Genomic DNA, 22,343 nt, shown 5'->3' on the forward strand with positions numbered 1-22,343 from the left:
TTCGTGATGAAAAAGCTACTCGTGACGGGCGGTTGTGGTTACATCGGTTCGCATATGGTCGCCAGCCTGCAGCGTGCCGGGCACGATGTCGTGGTGCTGGACGATCTTTCCAGCGGCTGGCGGGAGAGCAGTGGCGGGGCGACGACCTGCATCGGCGATGTCGGCGACCGGGCGCTGCTGGATGAGCTGTTTCGCCAGCACGCCTTCGACGGCGTGCTCCATTTCGCCTCGCTGATCGAGGTCGGCGAGTCGGTCGACAATCCGGCGATCTACTATCGCACCAATGTCGCCAAGACCTTGACCCTGCTCGAGGCGATGATCGAGCACGGTGTCGGAGTATTGGTGTTTTCGTCGACGGCGGCGGTCTTCGGCGAGCCATGCCGGCCGCTGATCGACGAGTCCCATCCCACCCAGCCGCTCAACCCCTATGGCGCCAGCAAGTTGATGATCGAACGTGTGCTGGCGGATTTCGAGCTGGCGCACGGCCTGCGCTCGGTATCGCTGCGCTACTTCAACGCGGCGGGCGCGAGCCCTGATGGCACGATCGGCGAGCGCCACGACCCCGAGACCCACCTGGTGCCGTTGGCGCTGCAGACGGCGATGGGCGTGCGGCCGGCGCTGAAGGTGTTTGGCCGCGACTACCCGACCGGCGATGGCACCTGTATCCGCGACTATGTTCATGTCTGCGACCTCGCCGACGCCCACTTGCTGGCGCTGGAGTACCTGTTCGAGGGCCAGCCGACGGCGCGATTCAACCTGGGGAGCGGCAGCGGGTTCAGCGTCCAGGAAGTTCTCGATAGTGTCGAGCGGGTGACCGGCCGCCGCGTGCCGTTCACCGATGCGCCGCGCCGGGCGGGCGACCCGGCAAGACTGGTGGCCGATGCCGGCGCGGCGAAGGCGACATTGGGATGGCGCCCCCGCTACGCGGATCTCGATACGATCGTCCAGCACGCCTGGGCCTGGGAGCAGAAACGCGCCTTGCTGTGAGCGTCACGCCCCCACGGCTCAAAGCCGATAGGCCAGGGTCGCCTGGATCTTGCGGTACTCGGTGTCGCTGTCGCCGACCACGGTCAGCCCCGAGATGTCGAAGTCCAGGTTGTGGCCCAACGAATGAGAGGCGCCGACGCGCAGTTCATTGCGGTTCTTGTCGTCGCCCTCGATCAGGTTGACCTGGCTGTCCACCGCGGCGGTGATGTTGTGGTAGCGGATCGCGCTGGCGTAAAGCTGGCCGGCAGGCAGCTCGTAGCTGAACTTCAGGCCGCCGAAGACCTCGCCCAGCTCGATACCGTAGTTGCTTTCGGTGCCCAGGTAGGCGCCGCGCAGCTTGTCGTTGAGATAGGCGCCGCCGGCGGTGATGCCGAGATGCGCCCGCTGCCATGGCGGCAGGAAGTAGGTCGTCGAACCCCGCGCGCCCCAGCGCTCGCCATCCAGCTCGAGATCCCCCGCCAGATAGCGGTTGCGACTGCTGCCATCGAGATCCTGATAAAGCCCTATCGCATCCAGCGTCAGGCTGCCCCAGTCGCGGCTGTCGAATGAGACGGCGGCGTAGGGCGCGATGACGTTCCCGCCCAGATCCACCTTGGCAGCGTTGCCGTGGGTGGTGATATCGATCTCGCTGTGCCCAGCCGCCAGGCCGATCAAGCCCCTGCCATAGGCGTGGCGGAAACGCTTGTCGACGCCGACGAAAGCGGCCTTGCCGTGGCCATCGTAGCCGGTGGTGTCGGCATGGCCGGCCAGGTCGCTGGCTTCGGATGCGACCCATAGACTGACGCCGTTGGCTTCCGCGCCGTGGCCATCGACGGCAACGCGACTCGGGTTCGCGAATCCGGGCTGCATCGCGGCATCGATCTGGCTGGCGATCAGGCCGAAATTCTGCGCCATGGCCTGTTTCTGGGCGCCGCGCAGGGCCATGTCGGTATCGAGCATGCCCACTTGGGAAGCGATCTTGAGCAGTGCCGAACTGGACAGGCTGTTGAAGGAGGCGCCGTCCACCAGCACGTTGCCTTTCGCGTCGGTCAGCGTGATCGGGGTGGAGCCCTTGAAGTTGGAAAGCGTGGTCCCTTCCGGCAGTGTCAGCGTGATCGGCTGGCCGTTGAGCGTGGCATCGAAGGTGTTGCCGTCGTCGGCGTCATCCAGCGCGCCTTGCCAGCTCAGGGTGACTGGCCGGGTCTCGACCACGCTGGAGATGGAGAAGGTGGTTGGCTCGCCGCTGTCGTCGTAGGCGTCCTCGAGACTGGTCGACGCCGTCGAGAAGTTCACCGGGTTACCGTCGACGACGAAGGTGGCGTCGTCGGTGCCGACCAGCTTCGAGAGCGGAGTGGTGCCGTCCGGCGAGGTCACGGTGACTTCCCGGCCGTCGCTCAATGTCAGCGTCGCTTGGGTATTGGAGGCCGCTGCGCCCCCGGTCTCGATGTCCGGCAGGGCCTGTCCTATCTGGATCAGGTCGGCGAAATCGAAGCCATCGGCCTGGGCGGTTTGGCAGATCAGGCCGATGGCGCTACCCAGCAGCCATCCTTTGGCATTGTTCATGGTTTTCCTTGTCGTCCGCGGGCGTTAGCGATTCTAGTGTCACGAGATTTCAGCTTAAGGAACGAGGCGCCAAAGACAAGTTTTTGCTGATATAGGATGAGCAACTGGTAAGGGGTTATAGGCAACCATCTGGTTGCCTTTCTCTTTTTATAAGCTCGAAAGAGGCATTAATCCTGCGGCCAGAGCCGGATCAGGACCTTGCCCGAGGCCTGGGCGTCCTTGGCGATGGTGAAAGCCTCGACGGCGTCGTCGGCTTGCATCTCGTGGGTGATGACCTGGTCGAAACGCGCGTCGCTGGCGAGCAGGGCGATGGCGTCGTCGACCTCGTCGTTGAACCGGAAGCAGCCCCGCAGCTGAATCTCCTTCGAGATCAGCAGCGCCAGCTCCAGCGGTTGCGGGCCGGCGCCCATCATCCCGATCTGCGCGATCACCCCGGCGCGGCGTACCGCCCGGATGGCGGTGTCGATCGAGGCCGGCGCGCCGGAGCACTCCAGCGCCACATCGAAAGACTCAGGCTCCGGCGTCTGCTCGCCGGCCCGCAGCGTGTGATGCACTCCCAGCGCTCGCGCCCGCTCCAGCGGCCCCTCATGGAGGTCGGTCGCGGTCACCTCGCGTGCCCCCTTGGCCAGCGCCGCGGCCGCGACCAGCAGCCCGATCGGCCCGGCGCCGCAGACCAGCACGCGCTTGCCCTCGACCCCACCGGCCACGTTGATGCCGTGCAGGGCCACCGCCAGCGGTTCGGCCAGCGCGGCACGCCTGAGCGGCAGGCCCGCCGGCAGTAGCCGGATCATCTCCCGTTTCATCACCAGGTATTCGCTCATGCCGCCCTGGGTGTGCGGGGTGGTGGAGGCGGAACCCAGGTAGCCGCCGTTCGGCCACAGGTGCGGTTGCCCCTCGAGCCCCGGCCGGCACTCGCCGAAGGTGGCGGGATGGAAGGTGACCGGCGTACCCGGCGCCAGCTCCCCCGAGGGATCGAGATCGACGGTGCCCGACAGTTCATGGCCGGGGATCAGCGGTTCGCGCACCACGAACGCCCCGTTGGCGCCTTCATGGTAGTAGTGCAGGTCCGAACCGCAGATCCCGCCCCAGGCGATGCGCACGCGCACCTCATCTTGGCGTGGCTGGGGCGTTTCCCACTCCTGACTGCGCAGGTCCTGCTTCCCATGGATGACCAGGGCTTTCATGACGCTACCTCCATCGATGCTTCAGACCAATGTACCAGTTGCCCGGCGTCTACTCGCGACCAAAGACGTGCTTACGATCCCAGAATACCACTGTACATTCTGCTGAACGACGTTCAGCTCATTGGACGATAGTGGGGCTCTGGAGAGGCGGACGGTTCATGAACGAGGGCAAGCTGCGGGTAGCGGTCGCGACACCGCTGAGCGAGGAACTGTGCGAATGGATCGAGGCCCGCGAGCCTCGCCTCGCGCTCATGCGGGATCAGTCGCTACTGCCGCCCATGCGCCATCCGGCGGACTTTGGCGGCGATCCTGCTTTCCGGCGTACCCCGGAGCAGGAAGCCCGCTTCGACGCGCTGCTCGCGGATGCCGAGGTGCTCTACGGCATACCCGATGTCGATCCAGCCCGGTTGGCCCGTGCCGTCGAGGCCAACCCGGCGCTGCGCTGGGTGCACGTCATGGCGGCTGGCGGTGGCGGTCAGGTGAAGGCAGCGAATCTGTCCACCGAGCAGTTGGCGCGGGTCTGCTTTACCACGTCCGCCGGGGTCCACGGCGGGCCGCTGGCGGAGTACGCCGTGTTCGGGGTGCTGGCCGGCGCCAAGCAACTGCCGCGGATTCTTGACCAGCAGCGCGCCCACCACTGGAGCGGACGCTGGATGATGGGGCAGGTCAGTGAACAGCGCGTGCTGCTGCTGGGGCTGGGCGGTATCGGTCGCGAGGTGGCACGCAAGCTGTCGCTGCTCGGCGCGCACGTGATGGGCGTCTCGCGCCACCAGCGCCCAGTAGAGCATGTCGACGAGATCATCTCCCCCGACCGGCTGCATGAGGCGGCGGCCCGTGCCGATGCGGTGGTGAGTTCGCTGCCCGGCACGGCCGCCACCCTGGGCATGGTGGACGATGCCTTGCTGGCGGCGATGAAGCCCGGCGTGACCCTCGTCAACGTCGGACGCGGCACGGTGATCGACGAACCGGCGCTGATCCGCGCGCTGGAGCGCGGCCAGGTGGGGCTGGCGGTGCTCGACGTCACCGCCGTGGAGCCGCTGGCGTCCGATTCACCGCTGTGGGATCTGCCCAATGTCCTGCTGACGCCGCATACCGCGGCGCTGAGCGAGGCGGAGGACCGCCTCATCGCCGAGCTGTTCGTCGACAACGCGCGTCGCTATCTCGATGGTGAGCCGCTGGTCAACCGTGTCGATACCGTGGAGTTCTACTGATGGCGGGCGAGGGCGAGCGAACGCCGGCGGTGAGCCGGGCGATTCGGGTGCTGGCGCTGCTGGAGAAGTCCGGCGGCAACCCGCAGGGCGTCAGCGAGATGGCGCGCCAGCTCTCGGTCGCCCGTTCGTCGCTGTTCAATATCTGCCTGACGCTGGAAGCCGACGGGCTGATCGCCCGTAGCGGCAATGGCTACCGGTTGGGGCGGCGGCTGGTGGAGCTGGGCGGCGCCTATCTGCGCACCGACGACCCGGTCCAGGCGTTCTACCAGGCCTGCAACGAGACCCCGCTGCTGCATGACGAGATCTGCCAGTTGGCGGTGCTCGACGGGACCGAGGTGCTTTACCTTGCCGCCCACGCCGGGCGCATGCCGCTGCGCATGACCGCCAGTATCGGCAGTCGCTTTCCCGCCTCGATCACGGCGGTGGGCAACGCACTGCTGGCGAGGCTCGACGACGACGAGCTTCGCCGCCGCTTTCACGATCCCGCCACGCGTCCCGGCTGGACCGACCGCTCGGTGACCGATCTCGACGCCCTGGTGGAGAAGATCCGCGCGGTGCGCGGCCGTGGCTACGGTCGCGACGTGGGCGAGGTCTTCCCGGGGGTGCGCGGGCTGGCGGTGACGATCGCGCCCCAGTACAGCGGCGAACAGGCCTACGCCCTGGGGACGTCGCTGATGCAGGAGCGCTGCGACGACGACATCGAGATGCGAGCGGTGGAAGCGCTCCAGGCGATGGCGGAGCGTATTGCCAATCCCATGAACCTTGCCGCCGATGGCGGCGGTCGCGACTAGGAGAACGATGCCATGGCGACGTTCGAGGAGAGTTCCGGATCCGATGCCGATCCAGGCGCCGGCAGCCGGTGCCGGGTGGGCATGATCGGGCTTGGCAGCATGGGCATGCCGATGGCCCGCAACCTGCTGGCAGCGGGCGTTGCCGCCCAGGTCAGCGTTCACGGTCGCTCGCGGGAGCGGACCCGGCCAGCCCTGGATGCCGGCGCCGAATGGTGCGACAGCCCTCGGGAGCTGGCGGCTGCCAGCGACGTGATCATCACCGTGCTGCCCGATCTGCCGCAGCTACGGGCGTTGCTCGAAGGCGAGAAGGGCCTGCTGGCGGGGCTCTCCGGGCCGCTGCTGCTGGTGATCTGCTCGACCTCCTCGCCGGCTGGCGTCCGCGAGCTGGCCGCCGAACTCGAGTCGCGCACCGATGGCCGGGTCCGGCTGCTCGATGCGCCGCTCTCCGGCGGTGCCGATGGTGCCGAGGCGGGCACGCTCTCGGTCATGGTCGGGGGCGACGAAGCGGCCTTCGCGGTGGCCCGGCCACTACTGGCGACTTTCGGCACGCCGACGCTGTTGGGTCCGCTGGGGGCCGGGGAAGTGGCCAAGGCGTGCAACCAGATGGTGGTCGCTTCGACCATGGTGGCGCTGGCGGAGGCCACGGTGATCGCCGAGCGCGCCGGGCTCGATCTGGCCAAGCTGCTCGACTGCCTCGGGGGCGGCTATGCCGGTGGACGCTTTCTGGCGTCGCGACGCCAGCGCCTGATCGACAAGGATTACACCCCATCCGGCCTGGCTCGTTACATGATCAAGGATCTCGGCTTCGCGACCGACGAGGCGGCGCGGGGTGGGGTGGTGGCGCCTCAATTGACCACCCTGGCGGCGATCTACGAGGATCTGGGCCGGCGCGGCTTCGGCGACGAGGATATTACGGTGACACAGCGCTATATCGCCGAGCTCGATCGTCTGCCCGATGGCGGGCAGGCGCGATGACAGGCTGACCCGAGAGGGCGGGAGGCAACCATGACGGCGGTTCGGACTTTCTGGCGTGGAATCGAGTGGGCCATCGCCGCGCTGATGGCGGCAATGATGATCCTGGTGTTCGTCAACGTGGTGCTGCGCTACGGGTTCGCTTCCGGGCTGCGCCCCGGCATCGAGCTGTCGCGGCTGGGGTTCGTCTGGATCGTCATGCTGGGGGCGTCGCTCTGCCTGAAGGAGGGCGAGCACCTGGCGGTTGGCGAGCTGTTCGATCGCCTGCCGCGCCCCGTACGCCTGGTCCTTGGCCGGCTGCTGTGGCTGGTGATTCTGATCGCCTCGCTCATGCTGCTGATCGGTTGCTGGCGCCAGACGCTGGCCAACTGGCACAACATCTCGCCGCTCACCGGCCTGCCCACGGGGCTCTTTTATCTCGCTGGCGTCGTCTCCGGCGCGCTGATGAGCGTGACCGCGACGCTCGGGCTGCTGCGCCCGGGGTACTCGGAGGCGCCCGGCGTCGGGGCTAACGGTGCGATAGCGCCGGGTATCGAGGACGCGCCAAGCGCGATGTCGAGCGAAGCGTCGCCGCGCAGCCGTGACCAGGAGACCAGGCCATGACCCTTGCGCTGTTTCTGGCGGTGCTGATCGGCGCCATCCTGCTGCGCCTGCCGGTGGCCTTCGCCCTGTTGGCGGCGGCAGGGGCGCTGATGCTGCAGATGGGCATGTTCAGCGCCGACATCGTCTCCCAGTCGCTGGTCAATGGCGTCGACAATTTTGCCCTCTTGGCCATTCCATTCTTCATGGTGGCCGGCGAAGTGATGGCCGTGGGTGGTCTTTCGGATCGTATCGTGCGCCTGGCGATGGCGCTGGTGGGGCACTGGCGCGGCGGACTGGGCTACGTGGCCATCATTACCTCGCTGCTGCTGGCCGGGCTTTCCGGTTCGGCAGTGGCGGACGCAGCGGCGCTGGTCAGCATCCTCTATCCGATGATGCGCAAGAGCGGCTATCCTGCCTCCCGCTCGGTGGGGCTGCTCGCCGCCGGCGGCATCATCGCGCCGGTGATTCCGCCCTCGTTGCCGCTGATCATCCTGGGGGTGGCGGGCAACCTGTCCATCGCCAAGCTGTTCATCGGCGGGATCGTGCCGGGTCTCTTCATGGGCCTGGCGCTGATGATCACCTGGCGCTTCATGATGCGTAAATCGGACCTCGAGCCGCAGCCGAAGGCCTCCCGCAGTGAGCGGTTGAAGGCGCTGCGCGATAGTGTCTGGGCGCTGCTGCTGCCGGTGATCATCATCGTCGGGATTCGTTTCGGAGTCTTCACGCCCACCGAGGCGGCCGTGGTGGCGGCGGTCTACGCCATTGCCGTCTCCGCCGTGGTCTATCGCGAGCTGGACGCGCGCAAGCTGCTGGCGGTGCTGATTCGTGCCGGGCGCTCGACCGCCCTGGTGATGTTCCTGGTCGGCGCGGCGATGGTCGCTTCCTGGGTGATCACCATCGCCCAGTTGCCGCAGCAGCTCGCCGGCCTGCTGGGGCCGCTGGCGGACGATCCGAAGCTGCTGATGGCGGCGATCATGGTAGTGGTGCTGCTGGTGGGCATGGTGATGGATCTGGCGCCCGCCATCCTGATCCTGGTGCCGCTGTTCATGCCGCTAGTGAAGGCGGCGGGCATCGATCCGATCTACTTCGGCCTGATGTTCGTCATCAACTGCTGCATCGGGTTGATCACGCCGCCGGTGGGCACGGTACTCAACGTGGTGTGCGGCGTGGGTAACACGACCATGACCAACGCCGTGCGCGGCGTCTATCCCTTCGTTCTGGTCTATATCGGTCTGCTGGCGCTGTTCGTGCTGGTGCCTCAGATCATCACGGTGCCGATGCATTGGCTGATCGGCTAGCGCCTGAAGGCATGAGAGCGCAAAACAAGGCAAGGAGAGGTGTCATGAACAAGATCATCAAGGCAACCACCGCCACGCTGTTCGGGCTGGCGCTCGTGTCGAGTTCCGCCATGGCCGCGACGACGCTGCGTTTCGCGCATCCGGCGCCGCAGAGCGATCTGCAGCAGACCCTGGCGGAGAAGTTCAAGGAGGAGGTGGAGAGCGCCAGCAATGGCGAGCTGAAGGTGCAGATTTTCCCCAACGGCCAGTTGGGCAACGACTCGCAGATGATCGACGGCACGCGCTCGGGCATCATCGACATCACGCTGTCGGGGCTCAACAACTTCACCGGGCTGGTGCCCGAGGCTGCCGCCTTCACGTTGCCATTCATGTTCTCCGACCACCAGGCCGCCTTCAACGCCCTCGATGGCGAACCGGGGGATCGTGTCATGAGCGAACTCGAGAGCGCCGGCCTCAAGGGCCTGGCGTTTCCCGAGAACGGTTTCCGGGAGATGACCAACAACCGGGGGCCGATCCGCGAGCCCGGCGATCTGCAAGGGCTGCGCATGCGGGTCAACAACTCCATCGTGCTCAACAACATGTTCGAGCTGCTCGGCGCCAACCCGCAGCAGATTCAGGTCAATGAACTCTACACCGCCATGGAGACCGGGGTGGTCGACGCCCAGGATCACCCGCTGGGTATCGTGGTGTCGTTCAACTTCGACGAGGTGCAGAAGTATCTGTCGATGACCAATCACGCCTATGCGGCGCTGCTGCTGGCGATGAACAAGAATCGCTTCGACAGCCTGACGCCGGAGCAGCAGCAGATCGTGCAGAAGGCCGCCGACGACGCCACCGCGATGCAGCGGCAGATGAACATCGATCAGGCCGAGCAGATGATCTCGCAACTCGAGGCCGATGGCATGGAGGTCAATCGCGACGTCGACACCGAGGCGTTCCAGAAAGCGGTACAGCCAGTCTGGCAGGGCTTCATCGATGAATACGGCGAGGATCTGATCGACAGCATTCAAACGGCCGCGGGACAACAGCAGGACTGAGCGGTAGCGCGGGTCCGGATAGCTGCCAGCACGCAAACGGCCTTGTCACCCGTGAGGTGGCAAGGCCGTGTCTTGTCGCCTTGAAGAAGGGGTGGGCGTACGCTAGCTGGCCCGCGCCTTCCACTCCGTTTCCAGTACCTCGAGGGTCTGGTCGATCTGTTCGCGGGTATGGTCGCAGTTGAGGAAGAACCGTAGCCTCGCGCTCTTCTCGGGCACCGCCGGGTGCAGGATCGGCTGCACGTTGATGTCGTGCTGGAGCAGGGCATCGGACAGGCCGGCGGCGAGCACGGAGCTGCCGACGATGATCGGTACGACGGCGACGCCGATGCTCTCGCCGATGTCGAAGCCCTTGAGCCTGGCCTGCTCGAGGAAGTAGCGCGAGATGTCGTGCAGGCGTTTCAGCCGTTCGGGTTCGTCCTTCATCACCTGGAGCGCGGCGAGGGATGGCCCGGCGACCTGCGCCGGCATCCCCACGCTGTAGAGGAAACCCGGCGCGAAGTAGCGCAGCATCTCCACCAGCTCCCGGCAGCCGGCGATGTAGCCACCGCAGCCGGAGAGGGTCTTGGAGAGCGTGCCCATCCAGATGTCGACATCGGTGGACGCCACGTCGCAATACTCCCGCAGCCCCAGCCCCCGATCGCCCATCACCGCGAAGGAGTGGGCCTCGTCCACCATCAGCCAGGCCTGGTGGCGCTGCTTGATCTCGACGAAGCGCTTCAGGTCCGGGGCATCGCCATCCATGCTGTAGAGCCCTTCGATCACCACGATCACACGCTCGAACTGGCGACGATGACGTGCCAGCAGGGTCTCGAGCGCCACCGGATCGTTGTGTGAGAAGCTCATCCGCCGCGCGCCGGAAAGCTGCGCGCCGACCACGGTGCTGTTGTGGATGTACTCGTCGTGGAGGAGGAGATCCTTGGGTCCGAGCAGGTAGCCCAGCGTCGAGACGTTGGTGGCGTGGCCGCTGACGAAGGCCACGGCGGCCTCGACTTCGTAGGTCTCGGCGATCGCCCGCTCCAGTTCATGGTGGATCGGGCGCTCGCCGGAGACCGGACGGCTGGCGGAGACCGAGCTGCCGTAGCGCTCCAGGGCGTCGATACCGGCCTGGATCACCCGGGGGTGGTGCGCCAGCCCCAGGTAGTTGTAGCTGGCGAAATTGATGCACTCCCGCCCGCCGATCACCGTGGTCGCGCCGGCGGTGCTCTCGTGGACCTTGAAGAACGGGTCGGGGATGCCCAGCCGCTTGCCGCCCTCGCGCATCATCTTGAGCTGCTGGTAGCCCGGGTGACGGTCGAAGCGGGTAAAGCGCTCGTCGACGCTGGTGGCGGCGGGCCTGGGGGCGGTGTCCCCCTCCGGGCGCTGCTGGCGGCGCTGGCGCGCTTCCTGCAGCAGGCGCTGCTTGAGGGCGTCGCGGGGCTGGCTCATGATCGGCCCCCGTCGCCTTCATCCCGGGATCCGCCACCGTTCTGCAACACATCGACGCCGTGCTGGGCGGCAAGGCCGCTGAGCGCGTCTTCGTCGCTGTCGGTCTCGGTATCGTCACCACGCAGCTTGAGCATCAGGTAGTCGCAGAGCTTGGCCAGCGTGCCGGCCTCGCTGAGCACCATCACCGGTACCTGGATGCCCAGGCGAGCTTCCAGGGCGGTGACGAGCTCGACACCCATCAGCGAGTCGAACCCCATGTCGTAGACGGATTTGTGGATATCGATCTTCTCCTCGTCGATCAGCAGGATCTTGGCGAGCTCCTTGCTGAGGACTTCGATCAGGGTCGTATGGAGCGCTTCCGGTGACAGGCTGGCCAGCAGCTGCTGCAGGTCATCGTCGCCTTCCTGGCCGCCGTCGTCCTCGGCAGTACGAGCGATTTCCCGATAGCGCGGTGCTTCCGCCGTTGGCAGGAAACGGGCCAGCGCTCGCCAGTCGAGCTCCAGCACGCCGAGGGAGGCCACGTCGGCCACCAGCATGCGCTCGAGCACCGCCAGCGCGTCGCGGGAGGTCAATGCCTGGCCGCCGAGGCGCTCCTGCAGGCTGTCGCGGGTCTGGGTGTTGCGCGCCAGGAAGCCGACATCCTCGATCGCGCCCCAGCGCACCACCGTCGCCGGTCGCCCGTTGGCGCGGCGGTTGGCGGTGAAGGCCTCCAGCCAGTGGTTGGCGGCCACGTAGCTGGCCTGCCCGGGATTGCCGAACAGGGTGGTGGCCGAGGAGTAGACGACGAAGAAGTCGAGCGGGTCGTTCGCGGTCAGCGAGTCCAGGTGCCGGGCGCCCTCGAGCTTCGGCGCCATCGCCTGGCGGATACGCGATTCGTCGAGGTTACGGATCAGGCCGTCGTCGATGACCGTGGCGGCATGGACGATGCCGCGGGTCGGGCCGAGCTCCTGCCGCGCTTCGTCCAGCACTTTCTCGAGCGCCGCACTGTCGGTCACGTCACAGGCGCGGGCGGCGACCGTGACGCCGAGCGCTTCCAGCCGCTCGATGCCGGCCTTGGCCTCCTCGGTGACCGCACCGCGACGGCTCAGCAGCAGCAACTGGCGCGCGCCCTTGGCGGCCAGCCATTCGGCGGTGGCGAGGCCGAAGCCGCCGAGCCCGCCGGTCACCACGTAGCTGCCCGTTGCGTCCAGGGTCAACGGAACGTCCCTGGCGGGCGCGGGCGCCATGGTCGGCGGTCGTTCGTAGGTGACGACGACCTTACCGATCTGGCGGGCCTGCTGCATGTAGCGGAAAGCCTCGACCACGCGATCGCTGCCGAACGCGATGTAGGGCAGCGGCGCGAGCGTGCCGTCGGCAAACAGGGTCATCATCTCGCTGAACAGCTCGCCGGTGAGGTCGGGCAGTTCGCTCATGAGCTGGTCGGAGTCGACCCCGAAGTAGCTCAGGTTGTTGCGGAACGGGCGCAGGCCGACCTTGGTGTTCTCGTAGAAGTCGCGCTTGCCGAGTTCGATGAAGCGGCCGAACGGCTTGAGTACCCGCAGGTTCTGGTTGATCGCCTCGCCGGCTAGCGAGTTGAGGACCACGTCGACACCGTCGATGCCGAGGCGCTGTCCGTTGCTGCCATCCGCCGAGGCCTGACGTTCGGCCGCGTTGTCATGAAGGATCTCCTCGGCGAAGGTCAGACTGCGCGAGTCGTAGATGCGGTCGACGCCCATCAGGCGCAGGAAGTCCTGCTTCTCCGGCGAGCCGACGGTGGCGTAGATCTCCGCGCCCAGCCAGCGACCGACCTGGATCGCGGCCAGGCCGACGCCGCCGGCGGCGCCGTGGATCAGCAGCCGCTCGCCGGGCTGCACGCGGGCCAGGTGCTTGAGCGAGTAGTAGACGGTGAAGAAAGTGGTCGGGATCGTTGCCGCGGCGGCGTAGCCGATCTCGGCGGGGATCGGCGCCACCGCGTTGACGTCGGCGATCAGCCGGTCGCTGAAGCTCGCCGGGCCGAAGCCGACCACGGCATCGCCCGGACGCAGCGACCCGTTCGGATCGCCGACGCTGACGACTTCACCGGCAAACTCCAGGCCCAGGGTCGGTCCGGCGAAGCCGTTCTCGATCGCCTCGTCGGAGAGCAGGCCGAGCGCATACATGACGTCGCGGAAGTTGAGGCCGGTGGCCTTGACCGCGATCTCGACCTGGCCGGGCTGCGGCGCGGGAAGGTCGTGGGGCTGCCAGCGCAGATGACGCAGTTGCCCCGGCAGCTCGAAGCCCAGGCTGACGGCGCGGTCGTGCTCGGGCTGCGTCTCGCTGGTGCCGGTACCCGGTGCCGGCGCCAGGCCGAGACGGGGAACCCAGCGCTGGCCGTCGGCATCGAGCACGATCTCGGTTTCCGCATCCGGCACGCTCAGTTCGAACAGCAGCGCATCCAGCAGCTCGCTCGACAGCGAGTCGCGGCTCGACAGCGGCAGGTCCAGCAGCCGGACCTGGCGGCTACCGGCCTCGTTCTGCAGCGACCGGCCGAAGCCCCAAAGCGCTGCGTCTTCGGGCAGCCTGGACCGATGCGCTGCGTCCTCGGGCAGCCTGGACTGCCCGGACGTGTCAGATCGCGAGGCCGGGTCGGTAGCGGCCCCGGGCAGTGAGAGCGAATTGACTGCGGCCCCGGACAGTGAGAGCGAATTGACTGTGGCCCCGGGCAGTGAGAGCGAATTGGCTGTGGCCCCGGACAGCGTAGAAAAGTGCGCGCCCACGCCGAGCGTGAGCCACCACAGGGCGGCGTCGCATTCCGCCGACTCCAGCGTCTGAAGCCATTGGGCGGCCAGCACGCAGCGATCCTCGGCCGAGCTGGCCAGGCCGCGCAGGTCGACGATCTGGGTCGGTGTAAAGGACTCCAGCGCCAGCGGCAGCAGTTCCCGGGGCGCCAGCTCGCTGCCGGCCAGGTGATGGACGGCCTGGCCCAGGGTCTGGAAGCGGCTGACGAGCTTCGCGGCCAGCCACTGGGCGTTGTCGTCGCTGATCACCAGCCACTGGGCCTCATCGTCAGCCGAGTCGTCGCGGGCGCTGCCGGACTCCGCCGCTGCGGTGGTGGCGGGCAGCGGGGCCTGGGCGGTCAGCAACTGCAGGCCGCCCTGGTCGTTCTCCAGCGTGTGGCGCTCGAGCTGACGGTAGCCCAGTGTCTCCAGGCGTTGGCGGGTCGTCTCGAGATCGGCGGGGCGTGACTCGGTCGCCACCGCCAGTGACAGGAACGACTGCCAATCGGTGTCACCCAGCGCCAGCAGCGCGATCTGGGCGTCGTCCGCCAGTTGTCCCGGCAACCACTGCAGCAGCGCATCGATCTCGTCCTGGGTACCGTCCAGCGTGACCAGCGCGACATTGGCACCGATCGCGGGGATAGCGGCGTCAACCGTCAGCAGCTCGACCCGGGGGTCGTGTTCCGCCAGCGATTCCGCTTCATTCAGGGCGCTGTCGCGCAGGGCGACGAAGCGATACTCAGCGCGGTCGCCGCTCAATCCGCCCATCAGTCGCTCGCCGAGCTGCGGGCGCAGCGCCGAGGCTTCGAGCATCACCAGCCGCTGGTGGGGCGGCAGCAGCTCGAGCGACATGGCGTACTGGGCCAGCCAGGTATCTGCCAGGGCGTGCCAGCCGCGCTCGCCGACGGCGGTCTGCACCAGCCGCGTCAGGCGGGGGGCATCCAGACCCAGCGAGGCGACGTCGAGACGCGCTTCGAGCCAGTCCGTCAGGTGCAGGCCGAAGCGACCGATGCTGTGGGTCAGCGCGGCGTAGTCCGGATAGTCCCGGATCAGCAGGTTCCAGACCGTCGCCGCGTCGATCTCCGGCGCTTCCTGTAGCTGCCAGCCAGCCGGTGTCTCGGTCACGATGCCGATGGCAAGCGCCAGTTCGACCAGCGCCTGGCGGCGCTGGCGGACGTCGTTCGCGCCGGCGTCGAAGTGACCCGCCAGCAGCTGCCCGTCGCCGTCGGCGTGGCCGCGCAGTGCCTCGTCGAGAAACGCCGAGACCAGGGTTTCCAGCAGCGGCTCCACCTCGTCACCGTAGCGGCTGTCGGTGACGCTGCGATAGTTGTCGACCAGTTGCGCCAGGGCCAGCTCGGCGGTGGTCTCGTCCAGCGGCAGCATGGCTGCTTCGCGGGGTGCCGGCACCAGGCGGTGGTCGAGATAGCTGAGTCGATGCTGCACCGCGTGGCGCAGGCGGGCGGCCTTGAAGCGAGCGCCTTCGACCACGGCCACGGCGTTGCCGTTGGCATCGAACAGGGCCACGTCGGCGCAAAGTGAATGCGGTGCGCGGCTGGTAAGGCGTACTTCCATCCAGGCCGGTGGCGCGGCATCGACCTGTAGCTGCAGCCGTTCGAGGCGCACCGGCACGAAGGCCAGTCCGCCCGCCTTGGCGAGCTCGTCGGCCAACAGCGGAATGAACAGCTGGAAGGCGCTGTCGAGGATGCCCGGGGCCAGCAGGCAGTCGCGCTGGTCCTCGGCAATGGCGGCGGGCAGGTCGATGCGACCCAGCGCCCGGTCGTCTTCGATCCAGACTTCGCTGATCGCCTGGAAGCCCGGCCCGTACTCGAGCCCGACATGAGCGGCCATCGCCAGATGCTGCTCGCGAGTGAAGTCCGCCGCCCGGTCGGGCAGCGGCGAGCCACGCCGCGTCAGCAGCAGACCGCGGGTCTGCGCGGTGATCCGGGCGCGGGCGTTGAGCGTCCAGGCATCCTCGCTGGCCGGCTCGCGACTCTTCATGGTCAAGGTGCCGTCGGCATCCTGGATCTCCAGCTGCAGCTTCTTGCCGTGGGTGGCGTCGAGCAGTAGCGGACCGAGAATTTCCAGCGCCTCGATATCGAGCACCGGCGATGCCTTGGCCGCCGCTGCGGCGGCCAGCGCCAGTTCGGCAAAGCCCGCCCCCGGAAAGACGGTGGCGTCGCCGACGCGGTGATCGGCCAGCCAGGGCAGGCGGCGGGTATCGAGCTGGCTCTCCCACGCCATCCCCTGGCGGGCCAGGCGATAGCCCAGCAGCGGGTGTTCGTAGTGGCGTCCCATCAGGCCCTGGGAGTCGCCGGTGGTCTTGACCCAGTACCGTTCGCGCTGCCATGGATAACGCGGCAGGTCGACGAAGCGGCCGGTCACCGGGAACCACGCCTCGGCCGAGACGGCACCGCTGACCAGCAACGCGGCGAGGCTGGCTTCCATGGCGGTGGCGTCGTCGTGGTCGCGGCTCAACGTGGGGATGACGCTGCCGGTGACCGACTGTGCGGAGAGGGCGTCGCTCAGGTAGCGGCGCAGGATCGGCTGGGCGCCGATCTCGACGAAGGCGCGCGCGCCCGCTTCGATCAAGGCATCCACCGCCGGCGCGAACTGCACCGGCTCGCGGATGTTGAGCCACCAGTACTCGGCGCCCAGTTCACGGCCGTCCAGCGACTTGCCGGCCACGGTCGAGATGAACGGTATCCGGGCGGCGGAAGGCTTCAGGTGCGAGAGGGCGTCGATGACCTCGTCGCGGATCGGGTCCATGGCCGGGCTGTGGAAGGCGTAGTCCAGGGCCAGGCGCTTGGCGAAGATCCGCTCGGCGGAAAGCGCCGCTTCCAGGCGTTCCAGCGCCGCAGCCGGGCCGGCCAGGGTGACGCCCTTGGGACCGTTGACACCGGCGATGACGATCTCCGCGTGAGCCGGGTCCTCCAGCCAGCGCTGCATGGCTTCGGCGCCGAGGCCGACGGCGGTCATTTCGCCGCTGCCACGGGTGCGGCCCTGACCGGCACTGCGGTAGTAGATGACGCTGACGGCGTCGGCCAGGCTGAGCGCGCCGCAGGCCCAGGCCGCGGCGACTTCACCCACGCTGTGGCCGGTGACGGCGGCGGGGCGCACGCCCTCGGATTCGAGCAGCCGGGTCACGCCGACCTGCAGCGCGAACAGCGCGGGCTGGGCGATCTCGGTGAGGGCCAGGCGATCGATCCCCTCCGCCGCTGCCTGCTGGTTGGTGCCATCGAGTTCGGCCCGCAGCGAGAAGTCGGCGTGCTTCGCGAACAGGGCGTCGACCTCGTCGACGGCGGCGGCGAAGACCGGGGACTCCTGCAGCAGGGTACGACCCATCGCCGTCCACTGGCAGCCGTTGCCGTCGTAGACGAACACCGGCCCGTAGCCGGTATCGACGCGCTCGCCGAGGACGGCGCCGGGCACGCTTTCGGCGGCGGCCAGGGCGTCCAGGCGGGTGATCGCGTCGGCGGCGCTGTCGCTCAGCAGCACCGCGGCGTGATGATGCCGCTCACGGCGGAAGACCAGGCTGTAGGCGGCGTCATAGAGCGAGACGTCGCCAGCCGTGAGGTTGTCGCTGAGGCGTGCGGCGAACTCGCGCAGCGCTTCCGGGCTACGCGCGCTCAGGCAGAGCGGCAGTCGCCGCGTGGGCGTCTCGACGCTTTCTGCCGGAGGCGTTTCCAGCGGCGACTGCAGGATGACGTGGGCGTTGGCGCCGCCGAACCCGAAGGAGTTGATACCGATGGTGAGTTGACCCTCGGCCTTCAGCTTGCGCGGCTGGTCGACGATGTCGAGGTTCCAGCCCTTCAGGTCGATGCGCGGATTGACCTTGCGAATGCCGATGGTGGCAGGCACCTCGCGCTCGCGCAGCGCATAGAGCGCCTTGGCCAGCCCGGCGATGCCGGAAGCGGTTTCCAGGTGGCCGAGGTTGCTCTTGACCGAGCCGATCGGCAGCGGCGTCTGGCGCAACTGGCCGATCGCCGCGCCGATGGCACGGGTCTCCAGCGGGTCCCCGACGGCGGTACCGGTGCCGTGGGCCTCGAGGTAGTCGAGGTCGTCCGGGGTGAGGCCGGCCCGATCCAGGGTCTGGGTCATCAATGCGACCTGGGCATCGGGGTTGGGCACCGTCAGGCCCTTCTTGAAACCGTCGGTGTTGACGCCACTGCCGGCGACGACGGCCAGGATGCGGTCGCCATCCTCGACCGCCTTGTCGTAATCCTTGAGCAGGAAGACCCCGCCACCCTCGGAGCGCACGTAACCGTCGCCGGATTCGTCGAACACTTGGCAGCGTCCGGTGGGCGAGAGCATGCTCGCCTTGGAGAAGATGATGAAGCCGAACGGGTGCAGGTGGAGGCTGATGCCGCCGGCCAGCGCGATATCGGTCTCGCCGCTGCGGATCGACTGGCACGCCTGGTGGAAGGCGACCAGCGAGGAGGAGCAGGCGGTATCCATCGACATGCTCGGGCCATGCAGGTCGAACACGTAGGAGATGCGGTTCGAGGCGATGCTCGAGGTATTGCCGGTCGCCGTCGAGGTGTCGATTGCCGACATGTCGTCGGCCATGCGGTAGGAGTAGTCGAGGCTGGCGATGCCGAGGAACACGCCACACTGGCTGCCGCGCAGTGTCTGCGGCGGGATGCCGGCGTCTTCCATGGCTTCCCAGGTCATCTCCAGCAGGAGCCGCTGCTGCGGGTCCATCTGGGCAGCTTCCCGCGGCGAGATGCCGAAGAAGGCGGCGTCGAAGCCGGAGATGTCGCCGAGACTGCCGGCGGCGAAGGTGTAGCTGGTGCCGGGGTGCTGCTTGTCCGGGTGGCGATAGGCTTCCAGGCCCCAACGGTCGTCTGCGACCGTGGTGACGAGGTCTTCGCCAGTCTTGAGCGCTTGCCAGAAACGTTGTGATGTCGGTGCGCTCGGGAACCGGTGAGCCGCGCCGATGATGGCAACGCGTTTGGTCATTGGGACTCCTTGCTTCGTAGCACGGGCTACGCCTTTCTCAATTCGCACCGCGCTTTCCAGCGTGGTCGATAATCCTGTCGTAGATTGTTGTTCCCAGCTTATCGGCTGGGAGCGTCATCCGCACGTTATCCCCCGAACGGGGCGCGGTCCGCCAGATGAAATAGTTCGTGAAACCATCCGGCTCGCCGTGCCGTGCGTAGACTTTCGGCATGATCGGCACGTGATCTCCGTAGAAACCCAGAATCCCGGGTCGTCCGCCCTGGTCGAGAGAGTCCCTGAGTCGCTCCAGCATACTATCGGTGTTGCGTAGATGCCTCAGATAAACCGTCAGCTCTTCGCAACCGTCGGTAACGCCGCCCTCGACCCAGCGTTCGGCGACGGCGGGATCCGCGGTCTCCAGGTGGAGCGGGCCGTGATTCTCCATGCTGATCACGAAAATGAACAGCGGTTTCTCATCGGCCTCCGCCAGCCGCGTTCGCACCCGTTCCGCCAGTGCCAGATCGCCGGTGTACTGGCCGTCGCGCTCGGCGATGTCGAAGTCGGCGATATCCACGAAGGTATCGAAGCCCAGGTTGGGATAGACCCGGTCACGCAGATAGAAGCTGGCGGGGTAGGGGTGGATGCAGACCGTCCGGTAGCCCAGCCGCCTGAGCGCGCCGGCCAGGTTGTTGACCGGCAGCTTCGATAGCTGGTGGTAGGGATTGAAGCGATGGACACCCAGCCGGGACGGCGTGAATCCCGTCAGTACCGCGCACTCGGTGCGTACGGTGTTGGCGCCCCAGGCGGGCACGTCGAAACGGCCGGCCTGCACCGCCTCGGCCATTAGCGCGTCGTAGCTGCCGAGCAGCTCGCGGCGAATGGCCGGGTGCCAGTCGCGGGGGTCGAAGAACGATTCGCTCTGGACCAGCACCACGTTCGGCAGCGTGGCGGGATCGAGCTCTCCCGGGTCGAGATCGGCCGGCAGGGCGAAGGCGCCATCGTTCTCCTGGCGATCGATGGGCAGCCGGGTCAGGCGGCCATAGGCCCATAGATAGGGGTAGAGGCCGAGCCGGACCAGGTCGTCGTTGGGCTCCAGCGTGCAGGCGGGTAGCCGGGGCAACTGCCAGACCAGCGTGGCCGTGGCTGCGGCGACCAGTACCAGCGTGCCCAGCAGCGACCACGGGGCGTCGGCATGGCCGTAGAGCGAAGGCTCCAGCCAGAAGCCGATGGCGATGGCGATGGCGCCGGCCAGGCTGGCCGCGATGGTCAGGCCGATGCCGAAGAAGGGGATGTAGAGCCGGGGGTGGCGAACCGCATCGACGAAGTATTCGAAGTCCTGACACAGGAAAGGCTCGCGTAGGGAGGTCGACTTGGTGTTGTTGACCTGGATGATCACCATCTGCAGCGAGGCGGCGATCACCAGCGCGAACCAGGGGCGCTGTACCACCAGCAGCCAGAACGCGAAATGGAGCGTGGCAGTGGCCAGGTGGACGGCCACTGCCGCCGGTGCCCGTTGCCACAATAGCTGCGGACGCGGTTTGAGCAGCAGTTCGAACAGGCTGGTGACGACCAGCGACGCCACCACGGCCCAGAACCCGTTCCAGAATCCATGATTCATCGCTTGGCTCCGTCGTCCGGGTCGATGTGGTAGCCGAACCACTTGACCAGGTGTTGCGAGATCGCGGCCGGCAGCACGGCCAGCCACCAGCAGCCGAAGTCGAGCGGAAACGGGAAGCTGATTCGGGCGCGATCCTTCTCGATGCCCCGGGAGATGACCCGGGCGGCACGCTCGGGTTGCCACAAGAACGGCTTGGGACCGGGCATCTCGTGACACATCTTCGAGCTGACATAGCCCGGCATGACGACGGTGACGCCGACGCCGTGAGGTGCCAACCAGCCGCGAAGCGCCTCCCCGTAGGCTTTCACCCCGGCCTTGCTGGCACTATAGCTGGGTGTGACCGGCAGGCCGTGATAGGCGGCGAGCGAACTCATCAGTACCAGCTGGCCGCGGCCGGCCGCACGCATGCGCTTGCCGAGGAAGTTGCCCATCGCCATCGGTACGCGCAGGTTGATCTCCAGCAGGCGACTGGCGTCTTCCCACTGCTCGCCGCTACCGTCTTCGCCGATGTTGATGTTGATGCCGGCGTTGATGATGACGATCTCCGGCGGCGCGGGATCGCACAGCGACGCCAGCCACGCGAACAGCGCCTCGTCGTCGCCCAGGTCGACGCTACTGCATTCGACCTCGGCCCCGGTGCGGCGACAGTCGGCGGCCAGCGACTCGAGCACCTCGTGCTGGCGGCCATGCAGCACCAGCCGGTTGCCGGGCCTGGCATAGCCGGTGGCGAGCGCCTGGCCGATGGCGCCGGTGGCACCGGTAATGACGATTCGGGTCATGATGCGATCTCATCCATGAGTTGTTGCAGCGGAGAGCGTTCTCGCTGCAGCGCGTGCAGGGCGTTCTCCGAGGCTAGCTCGATCCCTGGGCGGCAGTAAAACCCGCCATTGATCTGGACCGTCTGGGCGACGGTTCGTCGATAGGCCCGAAAGAGCTCCGCTTCCGGGGCGGGCGTATTGTGCCAGAAATCGTCCAGCGTGCCCTGATGCGTCAACCCCGCCATGTCGTAGATCGGCGAGGCCAGGGTGTGGGTCGGACAGCCGAAGCCCAACGAGACGTTGCCGGCAGTGCTGTTGACCGTGACCAGGCCGCTGGCGTGCTTGAGCAGTGCCTCGAGGCTTCCTCCCTCGAGATAGACCAGGCGGTCGGCCAGGTCGTACTCGTGGGACAGCACCTTGATCAGCCGCGCGTACTGGGCGAGGCCCATGTCGAGCGGATGGTTCTTGATCACCAGCAGGGCATCTCGCGGTGCATGGTAGGCAAAGGAGGCGGCGACCTTCCCGATCACCTCCTGCATGTTCTTGTAGTCCGAGTGGTAGCGGATCTGGGCATCGCTCTTCAACTGCAGCGGCAGCAGATAGAACGGGCGCCCGGAGGCCATTAGCGCGTTGACTCGCTGCTCGTCCCGGCGCTTCAGGTAGGGCATGCGGACCTTGCGCAGCAGGAAGCCGGCGTACTCCACCGGGGCGGTCACCAGGGCGTGGTTACGGTAGTGGGGATGCAGGAACGGGTTGGCGACGCCGGCCAGGTGGTAGAGCACATCGTGGCGTGCCCGCATGTGGAACTGGTTGGGGAAGGACTGGGGGCGGCCGGCGCTGGGCAAGCGCTTGCCGGCCTCGCGATACCAGTCGGGGTCCCGGGGCAACAGGGAGTGCGCATTCACGCCCTCGCGCTCCAGCGTCACCCAGTAGGGCCGAAAGTAGCCCTCCTCGAACACGTGGTTGCGAATGCCTCGGCGCCTGGCGGCGAGGATGGCGCGACGGTGAACGGGGCGGCGGTCGCCGAAGACGACCTGATCGGTGATCTCGTGGCGGTCCCAGATACCGGAGAGGTATTCGGGAATGTCCTTGGCCTGCCCGCGATAGGCGTAGGTGTTCTTCTGACCCCAGTAGACGCTGTCGCCGACGGTGAAGTTGACCTTGACCACCGAGTGCCCGGCGTCCTGCAATCGCGCGCCGAGCCGGTCGAAAAAAGGTGAGCAGACACCCTGTAACAGAAGAAAGTGTTTGCGTGTCGTGCTCAA

14 protein-coding genes are annotated in these 22,343 nt (G+C 67.3%); 7 read left to right on the forward strand and 7 right to left on the reverse strand.

Translation table 11 applies throughout. From position 1 onward, the window contains the following. Window positions 1–6 precede the first annotated feature (6 nt). Window positions 7–987 (forward strand): UDP-glucose 4-epimerase GalE, encoded by a 981-nt coding sequence (gene galE, locus AAGT95_RS14680; protein WP_342594309.1) that lies wholly within the window; start codon window positions 7–9, stop codon window positions 985–987. An 18-nt stretch (window positions 988–1,005) separates the two neighbouring features. Here the strand turns inward: galE and AAGT95_RS14685 are convergent, their stop codons facing one another. Beyond that, the gene (locus tag AAGT95_RS14685; RefSeq protein WP_342594310.1) at window positions 1,006–2,529 is read right to left on the reverse strand and encodes an autotransporter outer membrane beta-barrel domain-containing protein; all 1,524 of its coding nucleotides are present in this window, start codon (window positions 2,527–2,529) and stop codon (window positions 1,006–1,008) included. 167 nt (window positions 2,530–2,696) lie between these two features. Continuing rightward, window positions 2,697–3,713 (reverse strand): L-idonate 5-dehydrogenase, encoded by a 1,017-nt coding sequence (locus tag AAGT95_RS14690; protein ID WP_342594311.1) that lies wholly within the window; start codon window positions 3,711–3,713, stop codon window positions 2,697–2,699. Window positions 3,714–3,871: 158 nt separating this feature from the next. Between AAGT95_RS14690 and AAGT95_RS14695 the strand changes: the two genes are divergently transcribed. The 6 genes from AAGT95_RS14695 to AAGT95_RS14720 are packed head-to-tail and all read left to right on the forward strand — an operon-like array spanning window position 3,872 to window position 9,604. Next, window positions 3,872–4,924: a D-2-hydroxyacid dehydrogenase gene (locus AAGT95_RS14695; protein WP_342594312.1), complete on the forward strand. Its 1,053-nt coding sequence runs from the start codon at window positions 3,872–3,874 to the stop codon at window positions 4,922–4,924. Continuing rightward, window positions 4,924–5,715 carry an IclR family transcriptional regulator gene (locus AAGT95_RS14700; RefSeq protein ID WP_342594313.1) on the forward strand — a complete coding sequence of 264 codons (792 nt, stop codon included), beginning with the start codon at window positions 4,924–4,926 and terminating at the stop codon, window positions 5,713–5,715. The genes AAGT95_RS14695 and AAGT95_RS14700 overlap by 1 nt, the downstream gene beginning before the upstream one ends. 12 nt (window positions 5,716–5,727) lie before the next feature. Further along, a complete protein-coding gene (locus AAGT95_RS14705; protein ID WP_342594314.1) occupies window positions 5,728–6,690 on the forward strand; it encodes an NAD(P)-dependent oxidoreductase in 963 nt (320 codons plus the stop codon). A gap of 30 nt (window positions 6,691–6,720) precedes the next feature. Continuing rightward, the gene (locus AAGT95_RS14710) at window positions 6,721–7,290 is read left to right on the forward strand and encodes a TRAP transporter small permease (protein WP_342594315.1); all 570 of its coding nucleotides are present in this window, start codon (window positions 6,721–6,723) and stop codon (window positions 7,288–7,290) included. After that, window positions 7,287–8,567, forward strand: coding sequence for a TRAP transporter large permease subunit (locus AAGT95_RS14715; protein WP_342594316.1), 1,281 nt, complete (start codon window positions 7,287–7,289; stop codon window positions 8,565–8,567). The genes AAGT95_RS14710 and AAGT95_RS14715 overlap by 4 nt, the downstream gene beginning before the upstream one ends. 44 nt (window positions 8,568–8,611) lie before the next feature. After that, window positions 8,612–9,604 carry a DctP family TRAP transporter solute-binding subunit gene (locus AAGT95_RS14720; protein WP_110600323.1) on the forward strand — a complete coding sequence of 331 codons (993 nt, stop codon included), beginning with the start codon at window positions 8,612–8,614 and terminating at the stop codon, window positions 9,602–9,604. Between the two features lie 102 nt (window positions 9,605–9,706). Here the strand turns inward: AAGT95_RS14720 and AAGT95_RS14725 are convergent, their stop codons facing one another. From AAGT95_RS14725 to AAGT95_RS14745, 5 genes are read right to left on the reverse strand one after another with little or no spacing between them, the layout of a single operon-like run. After that, window positions 9,707–11,029 carry an aminotransferase class I/II-fold pyridoxal phosphate-dependent enzyme gene (locus tag AAGT95_RS14725; protein WP_342594317.1) on the reverse strand — a complete coding sequence of 441 codons (1,323 nt, stop codon included), beginning with the start codon at window positions 11,027–11,029 and terminating at the stop codon, window positions 9,707–9,709. Continuing rightward, window positions 11,026–18,723, reverse strand: coding sequence for an SDR family NAD(P)-dependent oxidoreductase (locus tag AAGT95_RS14730; protein ID WP_342594318.1), 7,698 nt, complete (start codon window positions 18,721–18,723; stop codon window positions 11,026–11,028). Before AAGT95_RS14730 ends, AAGT95_RS14725 begins: the two co-directional genes overlap by 4 nt. Window positions 18,724–18,760: 37 nt before the next feature. Continuing rightward, window positions 18,761–20,320, reverse strand: a complete 1,560-nt coding sequence (locus AAGT95_RS14735) for an LTA synthase family protein (protein ID WP_342594319.1) — start codon at window positions 20,318–20,320, stop codon at window positions 18,761–18,763. Beyond that, window positions 20,317–21,099, reverse strand: a complete 783-nt coding sequence (locus tag AAGT95_RS14740) for an SDR family NAD(P)-dependent oxidoreductase (protein ID WP_342594320.1) — start codon at window positions 21,097–21,099, stop codon at window positions 20,317–20,319. Before AAGT95_RS14740 ends, AAGT95_RS14735 begins: the two co-directional genes overlap by 4 nt. Continuing rightward, window positions 21,096–22,343, reverse strand: coding sequence for a capsular biosynthesis protein (locus AAGT95_RS14745; protein WP_342594321.1), 1,248 nt, complete (start codon window positions 22,341–22,343; stop codon window positions 21,096–21,098). Before AAGT95_RS14745 ends, AAGT95_RS14740 begins: the two co-directional genes overlap by 4 nt.

This window comes from Salinicola lusitanus, assembly GCF_038648475.1.
GTDB classification, from domain to species: Bacteria; Pseudomonadota; Gammaproteobacteria; order Pseudomonadales; family Halomonadaceae; genus Salinicola; species Salinicola lusitanus.